Below are 20,034 nucleotides of genomic sequence, written 5' to 3'. Positions count from 1 at the left end.
GCTGAAGTTGTTTCTACTGAAAGTTTACACAGCAACTGAAAGCCTTTCAGCGATCTTCCCGGCAAGGTATTCTGCATCCTTCTTAATACCGCCAAGGGTTGCCGAACCTCTTGTGTGTAACCAGGGAAGACCAATAAAGTAAAGACCTTCCATATCGCTTACTCCACGGTAATGTTGAGGGTAGCCGTTTTTTGCCAGTTCCAGTCCTTCGATCCATTCAAAGTTTGGTCGGTAACCAGTAGCCCAGACGATATTCTTTATATCCCGAAGTTCTTCCTTCTCGGTGAGTATACGCTCGTTTTCAGCATCTTTGGTTTTTCCTACAGTGGTTACATTTTTCCTGGCCAGAATCCCCTTTACATCTGTGCCAATTACGGGTTGTCGCGAATTACTGATCTTTTTTCCCAGCCATGTATCTCTGCTGAAGCTTAAAAAACCAGATTTCGTAAACCACCACCATAAGGTTTTACCCAATATTTCCTGCGGAAGTACTTTTACATCTGTAGCTCCTGAAAAATACGTTTTGCGATTATTACCTGAGATTTCATCGAGGATCTGGAAGCCACTATCTCCTGCTCCTACCACCATGGCAGGACCTGCCTGTAATTGCTCTGGATTTTTATAATAATTGCTGTGGATCTGAAAAATTTCAGAAGATATTTTTTTAGAGAAAGCCGGTGTATAGGGAATATGGAACGGCCCGGTAGCGATCACTACATTTCTCGCTTTCAGATCACCCTGCGGAGACTTCAGCAGAAAATGATCATTCACTTTCGTGATCTTTTCTATATATGTCTCCAACTGAACCGGAATATCAAAACGCTGCGCATATTTTTTGAAATAGCCAGCTACTTCAGTCTTAGATGGATAATGTCCTTTTTTCGCCGGGAATTCCATCCCGGGCATATTATTAAATTCAGAAGGAGTAAATAAAGTAAGAGAATCCCAGCGATTCATCCAGGAAGCACCAATTTCGCTTTCCTTATCCACAACCAGGAAGTTATGGTCTTGTTGTTTAAGATAATATGCCATGGCCAAACCTGCCTGCGCCGCTCCTACCACTATAAAATCCAGCATCTCTTAACTTTTTTGCAAAAGTACGCTTATTTAAAGGTTTCTGAAAATCAGATCTTTCAGAAGATGATCTCTTTATAGCTCCAGAACTGGTAAAGAAACAGAATAAGAAATGCGAATGTTACAATGAATTCCATGAAACTGGACGCGAGCAAACCAAGGAAAGAGCCAAAAGCGGCCTTTCCCGCTGTTCTTGAATCAGATTTATTGAATATCTCTCCAATAAATGCACCTATAAACGGACAAATAAGAATTGCAAAAGGAAATGGCGCAAAGATCCCAATGATCAAACCTATGGTCGCACCGATCATTCCTTTACGGCTTCCTCCAAATTTTTTTGTTCCCATGGCGGGAATGGCGAAATTGAGAATATAGAAAAGGATGGCTACAAAAAGTGTAATTCCAAGAAACACGTAATTCACTCCTACTCCGGGAATGAGAAAAAATATAAGCAGGCCAATCCAGCTCAAAGGTACTCCAGGCAAGACGGGTAGAAAACTCCCCAGTATTCCCAGGATCATAAAAATTCCAGCTACGCTCAATAACACTAATTCCATACGCTAACTTTTTTAAACGAAGATAATCAACTTCAATTCATTTTTTAACTAAATAATTAGTTTAAACTAAAAGATTAGTTCTATATTAGCATTAACTTATTCATTAACCATGAAACAATTAACCAAGGCAGAAGAAGAGATCATGCAAATTCTCTGGCGTTTAAAAGAATCTAATGTTAATGGCATTATAGATGAAATGCCAGAACCCAAGCCTGCTTATAATACCGTTTCCACGATCGTAAGAATTCTGGAAAACAAAGAGTTTGTAGACCATAAAAAGAAAGGGAAAGGTTATATCTATTTTCCGAAAGTTGAAAAAGAAACCTATAGCCACCAAAGTATTAACCAGTTGATGAACAACTATTTCAATGGTTCTTTTCAAAGCATGGTAAGCTTTTTTATGAAAAAGAACGAGATGAAATCAACAGATCTCGAAGCAATTTTAAAAGAAATCAATAAAGACAATAAGTGATGGAACATTATATCATTCAGGTAATTTTATTCCAGCTTGGGTTTTTCGTGATCTACGAGGTGTTACTGGAAAAAGAAACCTTTTTCAAACTTAACCGTGCGTACTTGATTGCCACTCCTATCCTGGCATTTTTGATCCCTTTTATCAAAATAGGTAGCTTACAGCAAATGGCTCCTGCTCGGGCCATGCAGCAATTTAGTGATCAAATGATCCTGATGCCGGAAGTATTTATAGGTAACAAAACCGCAAATTCTTCCATTGTAACGGCAGAATCTGCTTCTACTAACTGGCTTCTATGGATCTACCTAGCCGGTGTGGTTTTGAGTTTGAGCATTTTCATAGTCAAAATTCTTAAGATCCAAAAGATCACCGGGAATAGCAGAAAGCTGGAGAACAGGTTTTTTAAGCTTAGGGAAGTTCCAGATTCTAATACGGCATTCACATATTTTGACACCTTATATATAGGAGATCAAATATCAGAAAAGGATAAAAATCATGTGATTACCCATGAACTGGTGCATTTACACGATCATCACGGTTTTGATCTAATGATTTTTGAAATTTTAAGGATCCTGTTCTGGTTCAATCCGCTAATCTATATTTTCCAGTCAAGGCTGGCCACGCTTCACGAATATATTGCTGATAGTACCACCGTCAAGAAATCGGGAAAGAAGCAATATTTCGAACAGTTGCTAAACACCGCCTTTGGAACAGAAAACTTTTCATTCACCAATCAATTTTTCAGTCATTCATTAATCAAAAAACGAATCATTATGTTACAGAAAAATCAATCATCAAACATTTCAAAATTCAAGTTTTTACTCATTATTCCCATGCTAATGCTAATGCTTACTTATGTAGCATGCTCCGATGATAATTATGCGGAAATTCCTGAGGATAAACCTCAATCCAGGTCAGAAATTTTAGCGGATTTGAAAACTTATTTACAAAACAAGGATTCTCTTACCGATGATGAAAAAGATCAATTTCTTGAAATAATCAAACTTAGAGAAGAGCTATTATTGAAAGAAGCTAAGGCGAATGGAACAGAGATTATAGAAGTAGTAGAAGAACAAATATTACCTCCACCGCCACCTGCGCCAGGTTCTTTAGAGGATATTCAGAATCGTGCAGACAATAGCGAATATGACAATGCTACCGAAGTACCATTTGCTGTGATCGATAAAGTTCCTGCTTTCCAGGAATGTGATCAGTGGGTGGATGACGCTAGAAAAAACTGTACTTCTTCAGAAATTTCTGATTTCGTCAACAAGAATTTCAATACTTCATTGGGAAAAGAATTGGGACTTGTAGGTGTAAATCGTGTTATCGTTCAATTCAGAATTGATGAAAACGGACAGGTTCAGGATATTAAATCAAGAGCTGCTCGTCCTGAATTGGAAGAGGAAGCGAAAAGAGTCATTTCTGAGCTTCCATCATTTATTCCAGGAGAACAGAATGGTCGTGCCGTAAGTGTCATGTATAGTTTACCAATCGCATTTCAGGTTCAATAATAAATTCAAAAACAAGATTATGAAAAACAAAAAATTTAAAACTTTGCTGAGCCTTTTTGCATTCCTGATTTCTCTTTCAGGTTTCAGCCAGGAGTTGGCTACACCCTTTGCGGTGGCAGACAAAACACCTGTTTATCCTGGATGTGAATCGCTAACAGGCAATGATCAGAAAGATTGCACGGTGGAACGAATTACCAATCATGTGAATAAAAATTTCAACACCGCTCTGGGCAAGGAATTGAATCTTAGCGGTCGCCAACGTATCGTTGTAAAATTTGTAATAGGGAAAGACGGGAAAATTAGAGATGTTGAATCAAGATCACTGGCAAAAGAGGCCGAAGTAAGAGCAAGCCTGCAAGCCGAAGCTACTCGCGTGATCAAATCATTACCAAAAATGCAGGCGGGAGAATTTGAAGGAAAAAAAGTCGCAATCGCCTATGCCTTGCCCATAGAATTCGCTACACCTGAAAAAGAAAATAAGAACGGATAAAACTTAGTGATTTGAGATTTTTGCTAACCCTTACTTTAACTGTAATTGTCCTGCTGCCCGCCTATGCGCAGCAGGACATTTTAAATAATGCTGATAGTCTTGCAGCGGTTGGCAATCGTGAAGAAGCCATTAAACTACTTACAGACCTGCCTGATAAAGATGCCAAAATTCTATTGAAACTGGCAAAATTTCAGCAGTCGGAAGGAAATATCAAATCCGCACTTGAGAATTACAAGCAGGTAACTCAAAAACATCCTGAGAAGGTTTTAACGATGCAGGACTATGGAGAACTGTTACTTGAGAATGGAAAGCTTGAGCTGGCAGATAGCATCTTCAGTAATTTAAAAGAAAGATATCCTGAAAATGCTGGCTTTACCTATAGATTAGGACTTGTTAAAGAAAAGCGCAAACTGGACACCCTGGCCAATCGCTTGTTTTTTGAAACCGTTAGTTATGATTTTTCACATCAAGGTGCATTATATAAAACAAGTAAATATCAATTAGCTCGTGGTAGAAAACATGAAGCGATCGAACTAGCAAAGTCGGGTTTAAAAAAACGTCCAAAAAATGTAAGCCTTTTATCCATTCTGGGCCAGGCCTATATGTCTACTTTTCAGTTTGACAAGGCTATCCCGGCGTTTAAAACAATCGTGGAAGAAGGTGAAGCTTCAGAATTTGTGCTGGAAAATCTCGCGAGAGCCTATCGAATGACCAACCAGCTGGCAGAAGCGCTGGAAACCTACAGGAAGATGCTCGATATCAATGATATGAATAGCGCCGCGCATTCTAATATTGGTGTAATTCTAATGGAAATGAACAGGCACAAAGAAGCGAGAGAACATTTTTACAACGCGCTTTTTATAAAAAATCCCAGAGTCGACAAAGAATTTCTGAATCTTGGACTTGCTTCTAAAGAACTCGAAGATTTTAAAGAGGCCTACCGATTTTTCAAATTCGCGATCGAAGAAAATGAGGAAAACGAAAGGGCGTTACTGGAACTGGCACTTACTGCCGACAGATATTTTAAAGATAAAAAATCTGTCATCGAACATTATGAGCGTTATCTTGATAAGTACTCGGGCAATGGTAATTCCAATATGATCGAAATAGCAAAATACAGGTTGAGTGAGCTTAAAAAAGAGGTGCATTTTTCGGGTTAGCAGATAATTTTCCTAACCTGCTAGATTTCACTATTTTTGAAATCCGAAAGCTAACTTTTAATGAAGAAAATATTATTCGCAGTGGCCATTCTAGTTCTGTGCTCCTGTAATTTCGAAACCAGGAAAATTTCTTCTGAAGAGGTTCTGGAGCAGGAATCACGCACGTTAAATTGGAAAGAAGTGGATGAATACCCCGCTTTCGAGGATTGCCAGAATCTCACCAACCTTTCCGAAGCTAAAAATTGCTTCGCAAGGCAGGTCTCTACCACAATTTACAGTCATCTGGCGAGTCAGCAACCTGTAGTAACCAAAAGTATTGACGATACACTTTTTATTTACCTGGAAATTGACAAGAACGGGAAACCGCTAGTTGAATCCATAGAAGTTGACACAACGGTGACCAACCAATTACCAGATATTAAGAGCTGGATCAAACAAAGTATAGATTCCTTGCCCAAAATCTACCCGGCCAGTAAAAGAGGAATCCCTGTATCTACGGTGTTTAAAATGCCGGTAGTTGTAAAAGCCGAATAACTCTATTTTCGGTAATCTCTTCCTTTCCACTTAAAACCAACGAACAGGGAAGTCAGTGCAATTCCTGAAGCAAAAAAAGGATAGGCAATACTACTCCACGCATAACTTCGCATGCTTGCCTTCCTGTTAAAAAAAACTGCAGCTTGATATATCAGCATAAAATCCAGGTTAAACTTGACAAGAAACGCAATCATAAGCCACTGAAGATAGCTGGGATTGAACAGGCAAAGCACCAATCCTATGATGATAGCGGCATTCATTAGAAACACGGTCAAAGCTACGAACCTGGCAAAATGATTTTTGTAGCCGGCAGATTTCGCTGCCCAGCGTAAACGTTGCTGTATAAAGCTTCCAAGATCTTTCTGCGCTGCGGTTGTGACGATCATGCTAGTGCTTCTAATAAAATCGATCTTTCTTTCGTTTTCTTTGAATTGCTGAAGCAAAAAAACATCATCACCACCTGCATAGTTGCTGGACTGCTTATAACCTCCAATTTCCTGAAAGGAATTTTTATTAAAACATAGATTGGCTGCATTGCATATAAATGGTCTGCCCAGGCCAAAGGCCCCAATAGTAGTGGCCTGCAGACTCATCAAGTCAATGAGATCGAATTTTCGATATAATGGAGCTTCGGGATGAACTTCGTCCAGTATTACCGGGGCTGCAATAAGGTCTGAATTATCGGTTTTAATATAAGTATCAAAGCCCTGCAACCAAAATTCAGGAACTTTACAATCGGCATCTGTAGTGACTATATACTCAAATCTGGAATGTTCAATCCCGACCTTTATAGCATCCTTTTTTGCTGAAATGGATGCTCTCTGGTTTTGCAAGAGATCTATCGAGAGTTCAGGATGCATTTCGCCAAATTCCTGCACCAGTTTTTCAGATTCATCTTCAGAAGAATCATTGATCATCAGGATCTCAAACTTGTTTCTCGGATACTTCAAATGCTCCAAAGAGTCAAATAATGCGGGCAAATGGAACTGCTCATTTCTAAATGGAATGATGATGGAAAAACCAGTTTCAGCAGAACCAACAGATGAATCCAGGTCTTTCATTTTGTTCCAGCCATATAGCAGACAAAGGAGCAAAATTATATAACACAGGGAAATGCCGACTAGGATAAGGACAGGAAGCAGGGCCATAAATAGTGGTCGCCAGATTTTAAATGATTAGTTTTGCAGAAGTCCAAATTAGGCAATTTTAGTGAGTAGCGCGACAGATAAAAAAACTATACAAGGGGAAAGGATCATCCTGGGAATTGACCCCGGAACCACGATCATGGGTTTTGGTTTGATCAAGGTGGTGAATAAGAGTATGAGCTTTATTCAAATGAATGAGCTACAACTCAATAAATACAGCGATCACTACGTAAAATTGAAGCTTATTTTTGAGAGAACCATTGAGCTGATAGACACCTATCATCCCGATGAAATCGCCATTGAAGCACCGTTCTTTGGGAAAAATGTACAGTCAATGCTAAAACTGGGTCGGGCACAGGGAGTGGCCATGGCTGCCGGGTTATCACGCGAAATTCCTATTACAGAATACCTTCCGAAGAAAATCAAAATGGCCATTACCGGGAATGGAAACGCTAGCAAGGAACAGGTGGCTAAAATGCTGCAAAGCATGTTAAAGATTGGTAAACTTCCTAAAAACCTGGATGCAACCGATGGGCTGGCTGCAGCGGTTTGTCATTTTTATAATTCGGGTAAAACCGAAATTGGCAAAAGCTACACAGGCTGGAGTGCCTTTGTCAAACAAAACCCGGGTAAGATCAAATAGATCATGAGCGGAATTTATGTTCATATTCCTTTTTGCAAACAGGCATGTCACTACTGTGATTTCCACTTTTCCACCTCTACAAAGAAGAAGGGCCAACTTGTTAAAATGCTCGGCAGGGAACTGGAATTACGAAAAAATGAGATTCCCGGACCTATACAAACCATCTACTTTGGAGGCGGAACTCCTTCTCTGCTTTCTTCGGAAGAACTTGAATCAATCTTTCAAAATATCTACCAGAATTTTGAGGTTTTAGATAGTGCTGAAGTCACCCTGGAAGCAAATCCCGATGATCTTTCAGAAGCTATTTTAGAAATGCTGAATGATTCTCCAGTTAATCGACTAAGCATTGGAGTACAATCATTTTTTGAAGCAGATCTGAAATTGATGAATCGCGCACACAACGCAACGGAAGCATTAGAAAGCCTCAAACTTGCGAAGCGATATTTCAACAATATCAGTATAGATCTTATCTACGGAATCCCGGGACAGTCTGACGTGCAATGGATCGAGAACCTGGAGATCGCTCTGGAATTGGACATTCCTCATATTTCCAGTTATGCACTTACCGTAGAACCAAAAACAGCACTGGAAACTTTTATTAAAAAAGGAAAGATCCAACCGGTTACTGACGAAAAATTCAGAAATCATTTCGATATTCTGGTAAGCAAGCTTACAAATGCCGGATTTGAACATTACGAGTTTTCAAATTATGGAAAACCAGGTTTTCATTCAGAAAACAATATGGCTTACTGGCTGGGCAAATCTTACCTGGGAATTGGTCCTTCTGCCCATTCTTATGACGGCAAGACCAGAAGCTGGAACGTGGCGAACAATTCATTATATATCTCAGCATTGGCAGAAAATAAAATTCCGCAACAGCAGGAAGTTTTATCGCTCACAGATTCTTATAACGAATATATAATGACAAGATTACGCACAAAATTCGGCGTAAATTCAGAAGATATTTACCGCAAGTTTGGACAGCTCTACGAACAACACTTTATAAAGGAAGCACAGGTTTTTCTTGAAATCGGACAACTGGAAAAGCGTGATACCGGATTTCATATTTCTAAAAAAGGGAAATTTTTAAGTGATGGGATTGCTGCAGAACTTTTTTACGTGGATGACTAAATTTATAAGGAGTCCTAAAAATATAAACTTCACTGCTAGCCTATTATCGGTTTACAATCTTACATTTGTTGAGCATATTCATTCATCATGATCGCCAGCATACAATACCAGAATTCAGATTTTCGTGTGGATCTTTCCAAACCTCTGGATATTTCCATTAGTCTGCGTGGTGATGAAAAAAATCCCATCGCCTGGTATCTCGAACATCCCGTGATCAAGCCGGTAGTAGATGGTGATTTTATTGGCAAAGTTAGTGCGGGCGCTTCAGTGAATTTTAATAACATTAGCTTTAATCCTCACGCTCATGCAACTCATACCGAGTGTGTGGGCCATATCACCAAAGAACCAAACTATATTCAGCAGCACTTAAAACGTTTCTTTTTTAAGGCGGAAGTGATCTCTCTGGAACCGGAAATTGCTGGCAAAGATCGTATTTTCAGAAAGGCGCAATTCGAAAACGCTTTAAAGGATTCTACTGCGGAAGCCATCATTATCAGGACACTGCCAAATTATATTGGCAAGATCTCCAGGCATCATTCTCATACGAACTGGCCATATCTCGAGGAAGCTGCAGCCATTTTTTTACGGGATCGGGGAATCGATCACCTGCTTACAGATCAGCCTTCCGTAGATAAGGAAAAGGACGAAGGGAAACTTCTGGCGCACAAAGCATTCTGGAATTACCCCAAGGAAATCCGCTATCATGCCACGATCACCGAATTGATCTATGTTCCCAATAAGATTGAGGACGGTGCTTACTTTTTAAGCCTGCAACCGGCATCTTTTGAGAATGACGCAGCTCCATCCAAACCAGTCTTATATAAAATTATTGACAAATGAAGCTGAGCCTGAAAATCGAAGAACTGGCCATGCTCATTCTAGCAGTTTTCCTATTTTCACAACTGGACATCAGCTGGTGGTGGTTTGCAGGCTTGTTTTTAGTTCCCGATATTGGCATGATAGGTTATCTTGCCAATAATAAAATTGGTGCATGCACCTACAACATTTTTCATCACAAAGGTATCGCGATTGCAATTTACCTGGCGGGAATCACGCTCGAAAATGCATATTTACAGCTTGCAGGAATCATGCTTTTTGCACATTCCAGCTTTGATCGTTGTTTTGGATACGGACTCAAATATGAAAAAGGATTTAAATTCACTCATTTAGGTGAAATAGGTACATAATATGGAATTACTATTTATAGGACTCGCCGCAGGCGCGGTTGCTGCATATTTTATTTTTTCGATCTTCAATAAGAATCGTTCCCAGGAGAAGACCCAAGAACAATCAGTCGTTCTTATGGATAAAATTCGAAGCGTTTGCAAATTTATCACCGTGGAAGGTGATTTCTCTGAAATCTACCATTATGAGAATTTGAAAGAGAAATATATAAGCCTGGTCTTCGGAAAGAAGAAAGCAATTGTCCTGGTGCAGGCGAAGGCACACGTAGGTTTTGACCTCAGTAAAGTGAGCATGCACAGCGATAATGAAAACAAAAAGATCATACTTACCAATTTCCCACAACCGGAATTATTAACCATCGAAACAGATTTTAAATATTACGATAAGCGGGAAGGCTGGGCAAATCCTTTTACAACCTCAGACCTTACAGACATTAATCGTGACGCCAAAAAGACCATCGTAGACAAGATTCCTCAAAGCGGACTCATGGAGCAGGCAAAAAAAGAAGCTTTGGGTACGATCGCGCTTATGGAGAAGATTGTGGAAACCATAGGCTGGAAATTGGATTACTCTGCACTTACCATCGAAAATTCGGAAGCTCCGAAACTGGAAAAATAAGGGCTACTTTATTTAAACACTAATTTTATGAATATAGACCAGTTCAGGGATTATTGCTTATTAAAAAGAGGTGTTTCTGAACATTTGCCTTTTGGACCAGATAACCTCGTATTTAAAGTGATGGGAAAAATGTTCAGCATCGCCAGCCTCGATGAAATTCCACTCAGAGTAAATCTAAAATGTGATCCCGAATGGGCTGTGCAGCTAAGAGAAGAATATCCTGAGAACATATTACCGGGTTATCACATGAACAAACGTCACTGGAATACGTTAATTATGAATGGTGGAGCAGACCCAGAATTAACCAGGAAACTTATAGATCACAGCTACGAACTGGTGGTGGCCGGATTGACCAGAAAACTTAAGCAGGAATTAGATAGTTTAGAATGAAAGAACCTTTAGCTTTTTACAAGGATAGAAAGAAGAAATACGAGCAGGAGAAAAAAAAGTTATCAGGAAAACTTGCGGTTTCCAGTATTTTGAGATTGCTGGTATTTCTCGCGCTATGTGCAGCTGTATATTTTTTTTACGATCGGGTGCAAATCGTTGTTCCTGCAGTCATAGGTTGTCTCGCGCTGTTTATTTTTCTAATCACCAGACATTCCGGACTTAAACGTGATAGAGATAAAACAGAAGCTTTGATCTCCATAAACGAAACCGAGATCCACATTCTCGAAACCGGAGATTTTCTGAATTTACCAGAAGGAAAAGAATTTGATGTTGAAGATCATGATTTTAGCCGTGATATCGATCTCTTCGGAAGAAAAAGCTTTTTTCAATATCTCAATAGAACCGCTTTAGCTGAAGGAGCCAGCAAACTAGCATCTTTTCTGCTTAGCAATGATACGACCAGAATCACAGAAAAACAGGAAGCAATCAAGGAACTCGCGAACAAAGCCGACTGGCGGCAGCAGTTTAGTGCTACCGCTACCCTGGTAAGAACCGAGAATTCTTCGAAGACCATCCTGAAATGGATAGCGAATTACCAGGCTTTTGTTCCAGCACTAATGCGCTGGTTGCCTATAGTTTTTACGATCATTTCAGTGGGAGTCATACTCGCCTATTATTTCAGTTTTATTGGATTTTATCAGCTGTTATTGTGGCTGCTTATAGGAATCATGATCACTGCCATCTACGTTGGCAGGATCAATAAACTATCTTCTGCAATTAGAAAGGTGCAGGATACTTTTCAGCAATATTACCAGCTACTCGGCTTTATTGAAGACGAAAAATTTGAGTCGGTTATTCTCCATGATCTCCAGACTTCCATTGCTTCGGAAAAACGCAAAGCTTCAGCAATATTGAAGGAATTCAGTAAAGGTATTGATGCGCTGGATCAACGGAATAATTTTTTGTTTGGATTTCTTGCGAATGGATTTATGCTTTGGGATCTAAAACAATCTTACCGACTCGAAAAATGGATACTTCAGCATAGAACTGAAGTTAGTAACTGGTTTAAGGCCGTAGAAAACTTCGACGCATACAACAGTCTTGGTAATTTCGCATTTAATCACCAGCAATATACATTTCCGAAGATCTCTGAAGCTGCCACAGGCATAGAAGCAAAAGAGCTTAGCCACCCGCTTTTAAAGCAAACCAAACGGGTAGATAACGATTTCAGAATAGAAAATGACCAGTTTTTTATCATTACCGGTGCGAATATGGCCGGAAAAAGTACATTTTTAAGAACGGTCGCGCTACAAATCGTCATGTCCAACATGGGACTTCCGGTTTGTGCCAATTCCTGTACCTACTCCCCGATAAAATTGATAAGCAGTATGCGTACCAGTGACTCGTTAGGTGATGATGAATCCTATTTCTTTTCTGAATTGAAAAGACTAAAGTATATCGTGGATAAAATTCAGACAGAGAAATACTTTATCATTCTGGATGAGATCCTCAAAGGCACCAATAGTACAGACAAGGCGATTGGTTCTAAAAAATTTATTGAACGCCTCGTAAAATCCAATTCAACTGGTATTATTGCGACGCACGACCTTAGTCTTTGCGAAACTGCTAACCAGTTCGAGCAGGTAAAGAATTACTATTTCGATGCCGAAATTGAGAATAATGAACTTCATTTTGACTACCGATTTAAAAAAGGAATTTGCCAGAATATGAACGCTTCGTTCTTACTTAGAAAAATGCAGATCGTGGAAGACTAAATTTCAGGTAAGTTTTCAAATGACTATTAGACTACACCACTTATGGATTCATTGACGCAAATTGTATTGGGTGCAGCCGTTGGGGAAGCTGTTCTGGGTAAGAAAGTGGGTAATAAAGCGATGTTGTACGGTGCGATCGCCGGCACCATTCCAGATCTGGACACTTTTGTAGGCTATGCTTATGATACGATCACTGCCACCGAGATCCACCGTGGTTTTTCCCATTCTATAGTATTTGCTGTGCTGTTTGCACCGGTCTTTGGCTGGCTTATCTCAAAGGTAGAGTCAAAATCTGCAGCAACCTGGAAGAACTGGTCATGGCTCATGTTCTGGGGACTTCTCACTCATCCCCTGCTCGATGCACATACCACCTGGGGCACACAACTCTTCTGGCCATTCGATCTCAGGCTGGCATATAAGAATATCTTCGTTATTGATCCACTTTATACCTTGCCGTTTTTAGTTCTGCTCATCATGGCGATGCGACTAAAAAGGAATGATCCAAAACGAAGCAAATACAATCGGCTTGGTTTGATCATTAGCAGCATTTACCTGCTGTTGATCACTCCTGCACTCAAATGGATCACTTACAATAAGTTCGAAAATGCGCTGGAAGAACAGTTGGTTTCCTATATAAGAATGGATACGCGACCAGCGCCTATGAATAGTATTTTATGGAGTGCGAATATAGAAGCCAAAGACCATTTTTTAATTGCCGACTATTCCATCTTCGATACCAAACCTATTAATTTCCAGGAAGTACCGAAGAATCTTGAGTTTGCCGACAGCCTTGCTGGTGATCCTAACCTCAAGCGTTTGATAGACATAAGTGAAGGCTGGTATACTTTCAGCGAGAAGAACGGGCAGCTTTATTTTAATGATCTTCGCTTCGGAAAAATGGATATGAATGATCCCGAAGCGCCATTTATTTTCAGCTTTTTATTGCAGAAAGAGCATGGAGAGTTGACGGCCACTGAATCCGAACGGTCCATGAAAGATGCAGAAAATCTATTGCCTGAATTGTGGAGCAGAATCCTTGGCAATTGAATCTATTTATTGAAAAAGCCGGAAAGTCGTAAAAAAGCAAAGCTTTGAACTACCTTTGCATCTCAAAAAATGCAAGGAAATGATTTCTGAAGATAAATTAAGAGAACGCAGTGATGCTACCTGTGAGTTGTGTGGTCAAACTGAACACCTGAATGTATATACAGTTTCTGAAGCTCCAGAAGACCAGGAAGCAGAGATCCTGATCTGCCAGAACTGTACATCGCAGATAGAAGATCCTGAAAAAGTAGAACCAAATCACTGGCGTTGTCTTAACGACAGTATGTGGAGTACGATACCAGCCGTACAGGTTATTTCGTGGAGAATGCTGAACAGGCTGAAGTCTGAAGGCTGGCCACAGGACCTGCTCGATATGATGTATATGGATGATGAGTTGAAAAACTGGGCCAAGGCAGGTGTTACTAGTACAGATGCCGAACCTCAGCTGGTTCATAAGGATAGTAACGGGGTGATTCTGGAAGCAGGTGACAGTGTTGTACTTATCAAGGATCTAAACGTAAAGGGTAGCAGTCTTACGGCGAAAAGAGGAACTGCGGTTCGAAGAATTTCTCTTGTGCATGATAATGCCGAGCAAATTGAAGGTAAAGTGGAAGGACAGCAAATCGTTTTGCTAACCAAGTTCGTAAAGAAAACCTGATCTACATGGAAAATAAAAAGAACACACAGCCCAACAATCCTTTACACGGGATCAAACTTGCAGATATCTTAGATGACCTGCATGATCACTACGGTTGGGATGGGCTTGCAGAAAGGATTAACATCAATTGCTTCAAATCCAATCCTACCAAAAAGTCCAGTTTAAAATTTCTTCGGAAAGAACTCTGGGCAAGAGAAAAAGTGGAGCGTTTGTACCTTAAGACAAACTTCAAATAAAAATAGACTCACAAAAAAAAGCGGCCATCTGGCCGCTTTTTTTTCTATAATTCTGCTACTAACTATTCTTCAGTTTTAGCAGCTTCTTTTTCTTTCTTCACTTTCTTTTCAGTCAGAAAACTATAGTTTTCAGAATAGTCCAGCATCTGCTCTTCAAAAGATCTTGGCTGGGTTACTTTGATGGAAACGATTTCATCATTCTCATCCATTTCAGCAACCAAAACAGGATTTACAAATCCGCTATATGGAGCCGACTTAAATTTTGAATTTCTGTCCAGTACCTGTTTGTGAATATCCTGGTCTACTTTTACACCGTAGTTTTCCACGAGGTCTTTTGCCGCCTGGAAATCACCTTCAGACTTGATTCTCTGAGTTTCCTTCAGCAGATCTCCGAACAGAGAACGCAGCTTCTGGTAGTCCTTGATATCGAAATAGATCTTACCATCTTTTTCAACTTTTTCAATAACTCCATCTTCCTTACCTTTTTCGTAAACCCATTTACTCACCCATTGCCTGTTACGCATATGAGCTTCTTCGATATCCTGACCTGGCTCGATTCTAACCAACTGCGTCATCAATCCATTACGAATATAATCGTTGTAAGCAGCTTTCCCCAATTTTTCAGAATCATCTGTAAGTCCAAGTTCTTCCAGTTTTGGATCCATCAGGTAATACAATCCAACAAGATCTGCACGACCTTCTTCAAGTGTGGATGCATAGTTTTTCAACGTTTCCTTGGTTTCGCCAACACCCGCATTCATTTGTCCTGAAGCATGACCCACTACTTCATGCAATGCAGTATGCAGCTTATCAGCCTCTTTCCCGTATTGTTCAGAAAGTTGCACCTCTTCTTCATCATGTGCAAATTCCTTCAGTTTGTCTGATCCACCGGCGCTTTCATAAGCAGAAATGATGTTCCCTAAAGAAACAGATTTGCTTCCATGCTCTTTGCGAATCCAGTTCGCATTGGGAAGGTTTACACCTATTGGCGTACTTGGAGATGCATCCCCGGCTTCACCAGCAACGATCACTGTTTTATAAGTTACTCCTACAACAGAATCCTTTTTATGCTCATCCATGATTGGCGAGTTGTCCTCGAACCACTGCACATCTTTCTCAAGAACGCTCATCTTTTTGGACATATCAAAATCCTTGATCTGCACGATGTTCTCATAAGATCCTCTGTAACCTTTTGGATCATTATACACTTCAATAAAACTGTTGATGTAGTCAATGTTACCTTCAGTAGCTTCAACCCAGGCAACATTATAATCATCCCAGGTTTTAAGATCTCCGGTAGTATAGTAGTCGATCAAAAGACCCAAAGCGTTTGCCTGCTTCTCGTTTTCAGCAACACCTTTGGCTTTTTCCAGCCATTTGATGATTTCGTCGATCGCTTCGCCGTAAAGACCGCCACTTTTATAAACTTTTTCAACCAGCTGTCCATTCTCCTTTACAAGCTTGGAGTTAAGTCCGTAAGAAAGTGGTCTATCAGGATTTGGAGATTTCTTTTTCGCGTAGAAGGCATCCACTTCTGCAGCAGTTACATCTGGACCATAAAAATTGATGGCAGAACCTTCCAGCAAACCTTCAGCTTCATTTAGGTTGACCTTTTTCGCATCCTTATCATTAAAGATCACGTCATAAGCTTCCCCGGTAAGTTCAGTATTTGTTTCCTTCAATAGCGTATCGAAATACTCTTTGCTGAATTCAGGCTTGATCTTCGCGTTGGAATAATGATGGTGAATCCCGTTCGAGAACCATACTCTTTTTAGGTAAGTTTCAAACGAGTTCCATTCCTCTGAAGACTGGTCGCCTTCATAATTGGTATAAATATTTTCCAGGGCTTCACGAATTTCCAGGTTATGGCGGTAATTCTGATCCCACATAATATCTCTACCGGCAAGACCTGCCTGGGTAAGATAATACACTAACTTCTGCTCTTTCAGACTTAAATTTTCCCAACCCGGGATCTGGTAGCGCAGTACTTTAATATCTGCAAATTCATCTACGTTTACCTCAAAATCTGAGTTCATCGCGATCTCCTGCTGCTCATCCTTATCTGCATTTTTCTTGTCCTCATTACAGGAAACAAAAGTCAAAGCTGATGCAAGAAGGCAGGTACTTAATATTTTATTCATGAAAATAATTTTAGTGCGGCAAATATACTAAAATGGGGAATCAAATTCTGCGAACCTGATCCCCCGTAATATAGAAATATTGATATATTCTTTACTTTTTACTCATTTCAGTAAAATGTTTGTAAAACCATGGGATGGTTTCAATACCTTTTAGATAATTCCATATTCCAAAGTGCTCATTAGGGGAATGGATCGCGTCGGTATCCAGTCCAAAGCCCATCAGGATTATCTTACTATCCAGCTCCTTTTCAAACAGGGATACAATTGGGATACTTCCCCCGCTTCTTTGCGGGATTGGAGTTTTGCCAAAAGTCTCCTCGTACGCAGCACTGGCCGCCTGGTAACCTATCGTGTCTATTGGAGTGACATATGGATAGCCGCCATGGTGAGGTTTCACTTTCACTCTAACACTGTCTGGCGCCAGACTTTCAAAGTGCTTTGTAAACAATTCGGTAATTTCCTTATGATCCTGGTTAGGGACCAGTCGCATGGATATTTTTGCATAAGCTTTCGATGGAAGCACAGTTTTCGCTCCTTCACCAATATAACCACCCCACATTCCATTTACGTCAAGGGTTGGCCTGATGGATCCGCGTTCTAAAGTAGAGTAGCCTTCTTCACCATGAACATCTTTAATATCAAGCTTTTCCTTATATTCCTCTAAACTGAATGGCGCTTCTGCCATTTTCGAGCGTTCCTCATCACTAAGATTTTCCACGTTATCATAAAATCCTGGAATGGTAATATGATTATCCTCATCTGTAAGTTTAGAGATCATTTCACTTAAAACGTTCAGAGGATTTGCTACCGCACCACCGTAAAGACCTGAATGCAGGTCACGGTTCGCTCCGGTCACCTCCACTTCCACGTAAGAGAGTCCGCGTAGCCCGGTGGTAATTGATGGAGTATCTTTAGAGATCATTCCCGTATCTGAGATCAGGATCACATCATTCTGAAGTTTCTCCTTATTTTCCTTGATGTACCACTCCAGGTGTTCACTTCCCACTTCTTCCTCACCTTCAATCATGAACTTTACATTACAAGGCAGTTCATCATTTTTGGTCATGTATTCCATGGCTTTAACATGCATGTACATTTGTCCCTTATCATCACATGCACCGCGAGCGAAAATTGCCCCTTCCGGATGAATTTCGGTTTTTTGAACTACGGGCTCAAATGGTGGTGAATTCCAAAGATCAAGAGGATCTGGTGGCTGCACATCATAATGGCCATATACAAGCACCGTTGGAAGATCTTTGCTAATGATTTTTTCAGCATAAACCACAGGATGGCCTGGAGTTGGAGCGACTTCGGCAGTATCACAACCAGCATCCAGTAGACTTTGCTTTACCGCTTCCGCAGTTTTTAGCATGGCATTTTTATATTCGGGATCTGCAGAGATCGAAGGGATCTTTAGTAGATCCTTTAATTCGTCGACAAATCTGTCTTTATGTTGTTCGAGGTATGTTTTTATAGAATCCATATTCTAATTTTCAGGTTTGGGTAAAGTTATAAAGAAGTCTGCGGAAAAATGCACTCAAAGCTCTTAGTGTTTTCATAAGATATAATTTTCGAGAAAAATCTTTAAAACGGTCAATACTGAAAATCAGAAGTTTAGTTTTGAGAGTCCGATTCACGCTGAATTTTTTTTGATTTTTTTCTGAAAGATTGTTTGAATATTGAAACTTATCTTTATATTTGCACCCGCTTAAGTAATTAAGCAGGGAATCACAACGAGTCCTAAGTGTTGTGAAACTTTAAAATGCGGGCGTGGTGGAATTGGTAGACACGCTAGACTTAGGATCTAGTGCCGCAAGGTGTGGAGGTTCGAGTCCTCTCGCCCGCACAACGAAAAAGCTTCAGAGAAATCTGAAGCTTTTTTTTATTCCACCTTTCGAAGAAAATTTTATGATCAGACCTAACCTGATTATGTCCTTAAACTGACCTGAATTCCTGAGTCCATCAATTTCGCCAATTGCTTATAGAAAATCTCCTTCAGCTTAACATGCTTTAACAAAACCTGTTATTCCATGTCAATTATTTTCTATCAACCAGGCCATACTTTTGTATTCAATTTTTAAGAATTAAATTATGAGTACACAAGCATTATTAAAAACATATAAATTAGGCGATCTGGAATTAAAAAATCGCGTGATCATGGCTCCTATGACCCGTGGTCGTGCAGACAATTCAGAAAAGAAAGCTATTCCTGAACTCCATTCAGAATACTACAGGCAAAGAGCGAGCGCTGGTCTAGTTATTACTGAAGGTTCACAGGTTTCAAAGGATGCCGTTGGATATATTAATACACCCGGAATTCACACGAAGGAACAGGTTGAAGCCTGGAAGGACGTGACCTCAACAGTTCATAATGCTGATGGAAAGATCTTTATTCAGTTATGGCATGTAGGTAGAATGTCACATCCAGATTTTCATGGAGGTGAGTTGCCATTGGCACCATCGCCCATCAATCCGAATTCAAAATCGTTCACACCAGAAGGTTTTAAGGACACGGTTGTACCCAGGGAAATGACTGCAGAAGATATCAGGCAAACCATTGCAGATTTTAAGCAAGCCGCTAAAAACTCTATGGAAGCAGGATTTGACGGGGTAGAAATACATTCCAGCAACGGATATTTATTTCACCAGTTTTTCAATGCGACTTCCAATCACAGAAATGATGAATATGGCGGTTCTATAAAAAAAAGATCAAGAATTCTTTTTGATGTTCTGGATGCGGTGAAAGAAGTAATGCCGGAAAATCGAATCGGGATTCGCTTAAATCCTTCCATGCACGGCCTGTTCGGGATGACTATGGATGAAGAAACGATCCCTACTTTCGATTATATCATCAAGAAGCTGAACGAATACGATCTGTCTTACCTTCACCTTTCAGAACCTTTTACAGACGTTTCTGATATTTCCTTTGCTGAAACAGATATCGCGAAACGTTATCGACCTATTTACAAGGGAACATTAATGATCAATACGAATTTTGATAAGGAAAAAGGAAATGCGGTGATTGAAGATGGTGATGCAGATCTTGTTGCCTTCGGAAAACCATTCATTTCGAATCCAGATCTTGCGGAAAGATTCGAACAGGGCGTTGAACTAGATGCCTGGGATGAGGATACTTTTTACTCGGGAGGAGCCAAAGGCTATACCGACTACGAGGTTAAAACTGAAAGAGCTGCAGTGCTTCAGTAGAAAACCTGAAGATTAACACTATAAAAAAGTCCTTCAGAAACTTCTGAAGGACTTTTTTTG

21 protein-coding genes and 1 tRNA gene are annotated in these 20,034 nt (G+C 40.1%); 17 read left to right on the top strand and 5 right to left on the bottom strand.

Annotated elements, in window-relative coordinates; genetic code table 11:
- Positions 1-24 precede the first annotated feature (24 nt).
- Together G529_RS0102580 and G529_RS0102575 are read right to left on the bottom strand one after the other, a co-directional pair.
- Positions 25-1,077 (bottom strand): flavin-containing monooxygenase, encoded by a 1,053-nt coding sequence (locus G529_RS0102580; protein ID WP_026914047.1) that lies wholly within the window; start codon positions 1,075-1,077, stop codon positions 25-27.
- 56 nt (positions 1,078-1,133) lie between these two features.
- Complete coding sequence (locus G529_RS0102575; protein WP_026914046.1) at positions 1,134-1,631, bottom strand: DUF456 domain-containing protein; 498 nt, start codon at positions 1,629-1,631, stop codon at positions 1,134-1,136.
- 109 nt (positions 1,632-1,740) lie between these two features.
- Between G529_RS0102575 and G529_RS0102570 the strand changes: the two genes are divergently transcribed.
- Genes G529_RS0102570 through G529_RS0102550 form a run of 5 tightly spaced genes read left to right on the top strand, consistent with a single transcriptional unit; the run spans position 1,741 to position 5,801 of the window.
- A complete protein-coding gene (locus G529_RS0102570) occupies positions 1,741-2,103 on the top strand; it encodes a BlaI/MecI/CopY family transcriptional regulator (RefSeq protein ID WP_026914045.1) in 363 nt (120 codons plus the stop codon).
- Complete coding sequence (locus G529_RS0102565) at positions 2,103-3,617, top strand: M56 family metallopeptidase (protein WP_026914044.1); 1,515 nt, start codon at positions 2,103-2,105, stop codon at positions 3,615-3,617. Before G529_RS0102570 ends, G529_RS0102565 begins: the two co-directional genes overlap by 1 nt.
- Positions 3,618-3,636: 19 nt before the next feature.
- Positions 3,637-4,107, top strand: a complete 471-nt coding sequence (locus G529_RS0102560) for an energy transducer TonB (protein WP_026914043.1) — start codon at positions 3,637-3,639, stop codon at positions 4,105-4,107.
- 11 nt (positions 4,108-4,118) lie between these two features.
- Entirely contained in the window at positions 4,119-5,267 is a 1,149-nt protein-coding gene (locus G529_RS0102555; protein ID WP_157514518.1) for a tetratricopeptide repeat protein, read from the top strand.
- A gap of 60 nt (positions 5,268-5,327) precedes the next feature.
- Positions 5,328-5,801 carry a hypothetical protein gene (locus G529_RS0102550; protein WP_026914041.1) on the top strand — a complete coding sequence of 158 codons (474 nt, stop codon included), beginning with the start codon at positions 5,328-5,330 and terminating at the stop codon, positions 5,799-5,801.
- Between the two features lie 2 nt (positions 5,802-5,803).
- Here the strand turns inward: G529_RS0102550 and G529_RS0102545 are convergent, their stop codons facing one another.
- A complete protein-coding gene (locus G529_RS0102545; protein WP_051201319.1) occupies positions 5,804-6,862 on the bottom strand; it encodes a glycosyltransferase in 1,059 nt (352 codons plus the stop codon).
- Positions 6,863-7,037: 175 nt separating this feature from the next.
- Here G529_RS0102545 and ruvC point away from each other — a divergent pair, with 175 nt between their 5' ends.
- From ruvC to G529_RS0102495, 10 genes are all read left to right on the top strand, one after another.
- A complete protein-coding gene (gene ruvC, locus G529_RS0102540; protein ID WP_026914039.1) occupies positions 7,038-7,589 on the top strand; it encodes a crossover junction endodeoxyribonuclease RuvC in 552 nt (183 codons plus the stop codon).
- A 3-nt stretch (positions 7,590-7,592) separates the two neighbouring features.
- Positions 7,593-8,720 carry a radical SAM family heme chaperone HemW gene (gene hemW, locus G529_RS0102535; protein WP_026914038.1) on the top strand — a complete coding sequence of 376 codons (1,128 nt, stop codon included), beginning with the start codon at positions 7,593-7,595 and terminating at the stop codon, positions 8,718-8,720.
- Between the two features lie 87 nt (positions 8,721-8,807).
- A complete protein-coding gene (locus tag G529_RS0102530; RefSeq protein ID WP_026914037.1) occupies positions 8,808-9,560 on the top strand; it encodes a cyclase family protein in 753 nt (250 codons plus the stop codon).
- On the top strand, positions 9,557-9,907 hold the full coding sequence (locus G529_RS0102525) for a DUF4260 domain-containing protein (RefSeq protein ID WP_026914036.1): 351 nt from the start codon (positions 9,557-9,559) through the stop codon (positions 9,905-9,907). Before G529_RS0102530 ends, G529_RS0102525 begins: the two co-directional genes overlap by 4 nt.
- Before the next feature lies 1 nt (position 9,908).
- On the top strand, positions 9,909-10,523 hold the full coding sequence (locus G529_RS0102520; protein WP_026914035.1) for a DUF4230 domain-containing protein: 615 nt from the start codon (positions 9,909-9,911) through the stop codon (positions 10,521-10,523).
- Positions 10,524-10,550: 27 nt separating this feature from the next.
- The gene (locus tag G529_RS0102515; RefSeq protein WP_026914034.1) at positions 10,551-10,913 is read left to right on the top strand and encodes an MmcQ/YjbR family DNA-binding protein; all 363 of its coding nucleotides are present in this window, start codon (positions 10,551-10,553) and stop codon (positions 10,911-10,913) included.
- Complete coding sequence (locus tag G529_RS0102510; protein ID WP_026914033.1) at positions 10,910-12,688, top strand: MutS-related protein; 1,779 nt, start codon at positions 10,910-10,912, stop codon at positions 12,686-12,688. The genes G529_RS0102515 and G529_RS0102510 overlap by 4 nt, the downstream gene beginning before the upstream one ends.
- Positions 12,689-12,730: 42 nt before the next feature.
- Positions 12,731-13,735, top strand: a complete 1,005-nt coding sequence (locus G529_RS0102505) for a metal-dependent hydrolase (protein WP_026914032.1) — start codon at positions 12,731-12,733, stop codon at positions 13,733-13,735.
- 79 nt (positions 13,736-13,814) lie between these two features.
- Complete coding sequence (locus G529_RS0102500) at positions 13,815-14,390, top strand: PhnA domain-containing protein (RefSeq protein ID WP_026914031.1); 576 nt, start codon at positions 13,815-13,817, stop codon at positions 14,388-14,390.
- Between the two features lie 5 nt (positions 14,391-14,395).
- Positions 14,396-14,626, top strand: coding sequence for a VF530 family protein (locus G529_RS0102495; RefSeq protein WP_035695406.1), 231 nt, complete (start codon positions 14,396-14,398; stop codon positions 14,624-14,626).
- A gap of 62 nt (positions 14,627-14,688) precedes the next feature.
- On the opposite strand, the gene G529_RS15390 is transcribed toward G529_RS0102495, so the two are convergent.
- Both G529_RS15390 and G529_RS0102485 read right to left on the bottom strand, forming a co-directional pair.
- The gene (locus G529_RS15390; protein ID WP_035695405.1) at positions 14,689-16,767 is read right to left on the bottom strand and encodes a dipeptidyl-peptidase 3 family protein; all 2,079 of its coding nucleotides are present in this window, start codon (positions 16,765-16,767) and stop codon (positions 14,689-14,691) included.
- Positions 16,768-16,858: 91 nt separating this feature from the next.
- Positions 16,859-18,250 carry a dipeptidase gene (locus tag G529_RS0102485; protein ID WP_026914029.1) on the bottom strand — a complete coding sequence of 464 codons (1,392 nt, stop codon included), beginning with the start codon at positions 18,248-18,250 and terminating at the stop codon, positions 16,859-16,861.
- 281 nt (positions 18,251-18,531) lie between these two features.
- On the opposite strand from G529_RS0102485, the gene G529_RS0102480 reads away from it, so the two are divergent.
- Together G529_RS0102480 and G529_RS0102475 are read left to right on the top strand one after the other, a co-directional pair.
- A tRNA-Leu gene (locus tag G529_RS0102480) sits at positions 18,532-18,613 on the top strand.
- Positions 18,614-18,858: 245 nt separating this feature from the next.
- Entirely contained in the window at positions 18,859-19,974 is a 1,116-nt protein-coding gene (locus G529_RS0102475; RefSeq protein WP_026914028.1) for an alkene reductase, read from the top strand.
- The last annotated feature ends 60 nt before the right edge of the window (positions 19,975-20,034 follow it).

It is taken from the genome of Christiangramia portivictoriae DSM 23547 (genome assembly GCF_000423045.1).
In the GTDB taxonomy this organism is placed as follows: Bacteria; Bacteroidota; Bacteroidia; order Flavobacteriales; family Flavobacteriaceae; genus Christiangramia; species Christiangramia portivictoriae.
Note: the sequence above shows the minus strand (reverse complement) of the source record. Positions and strands in the feature narration are given on the sequence as shown.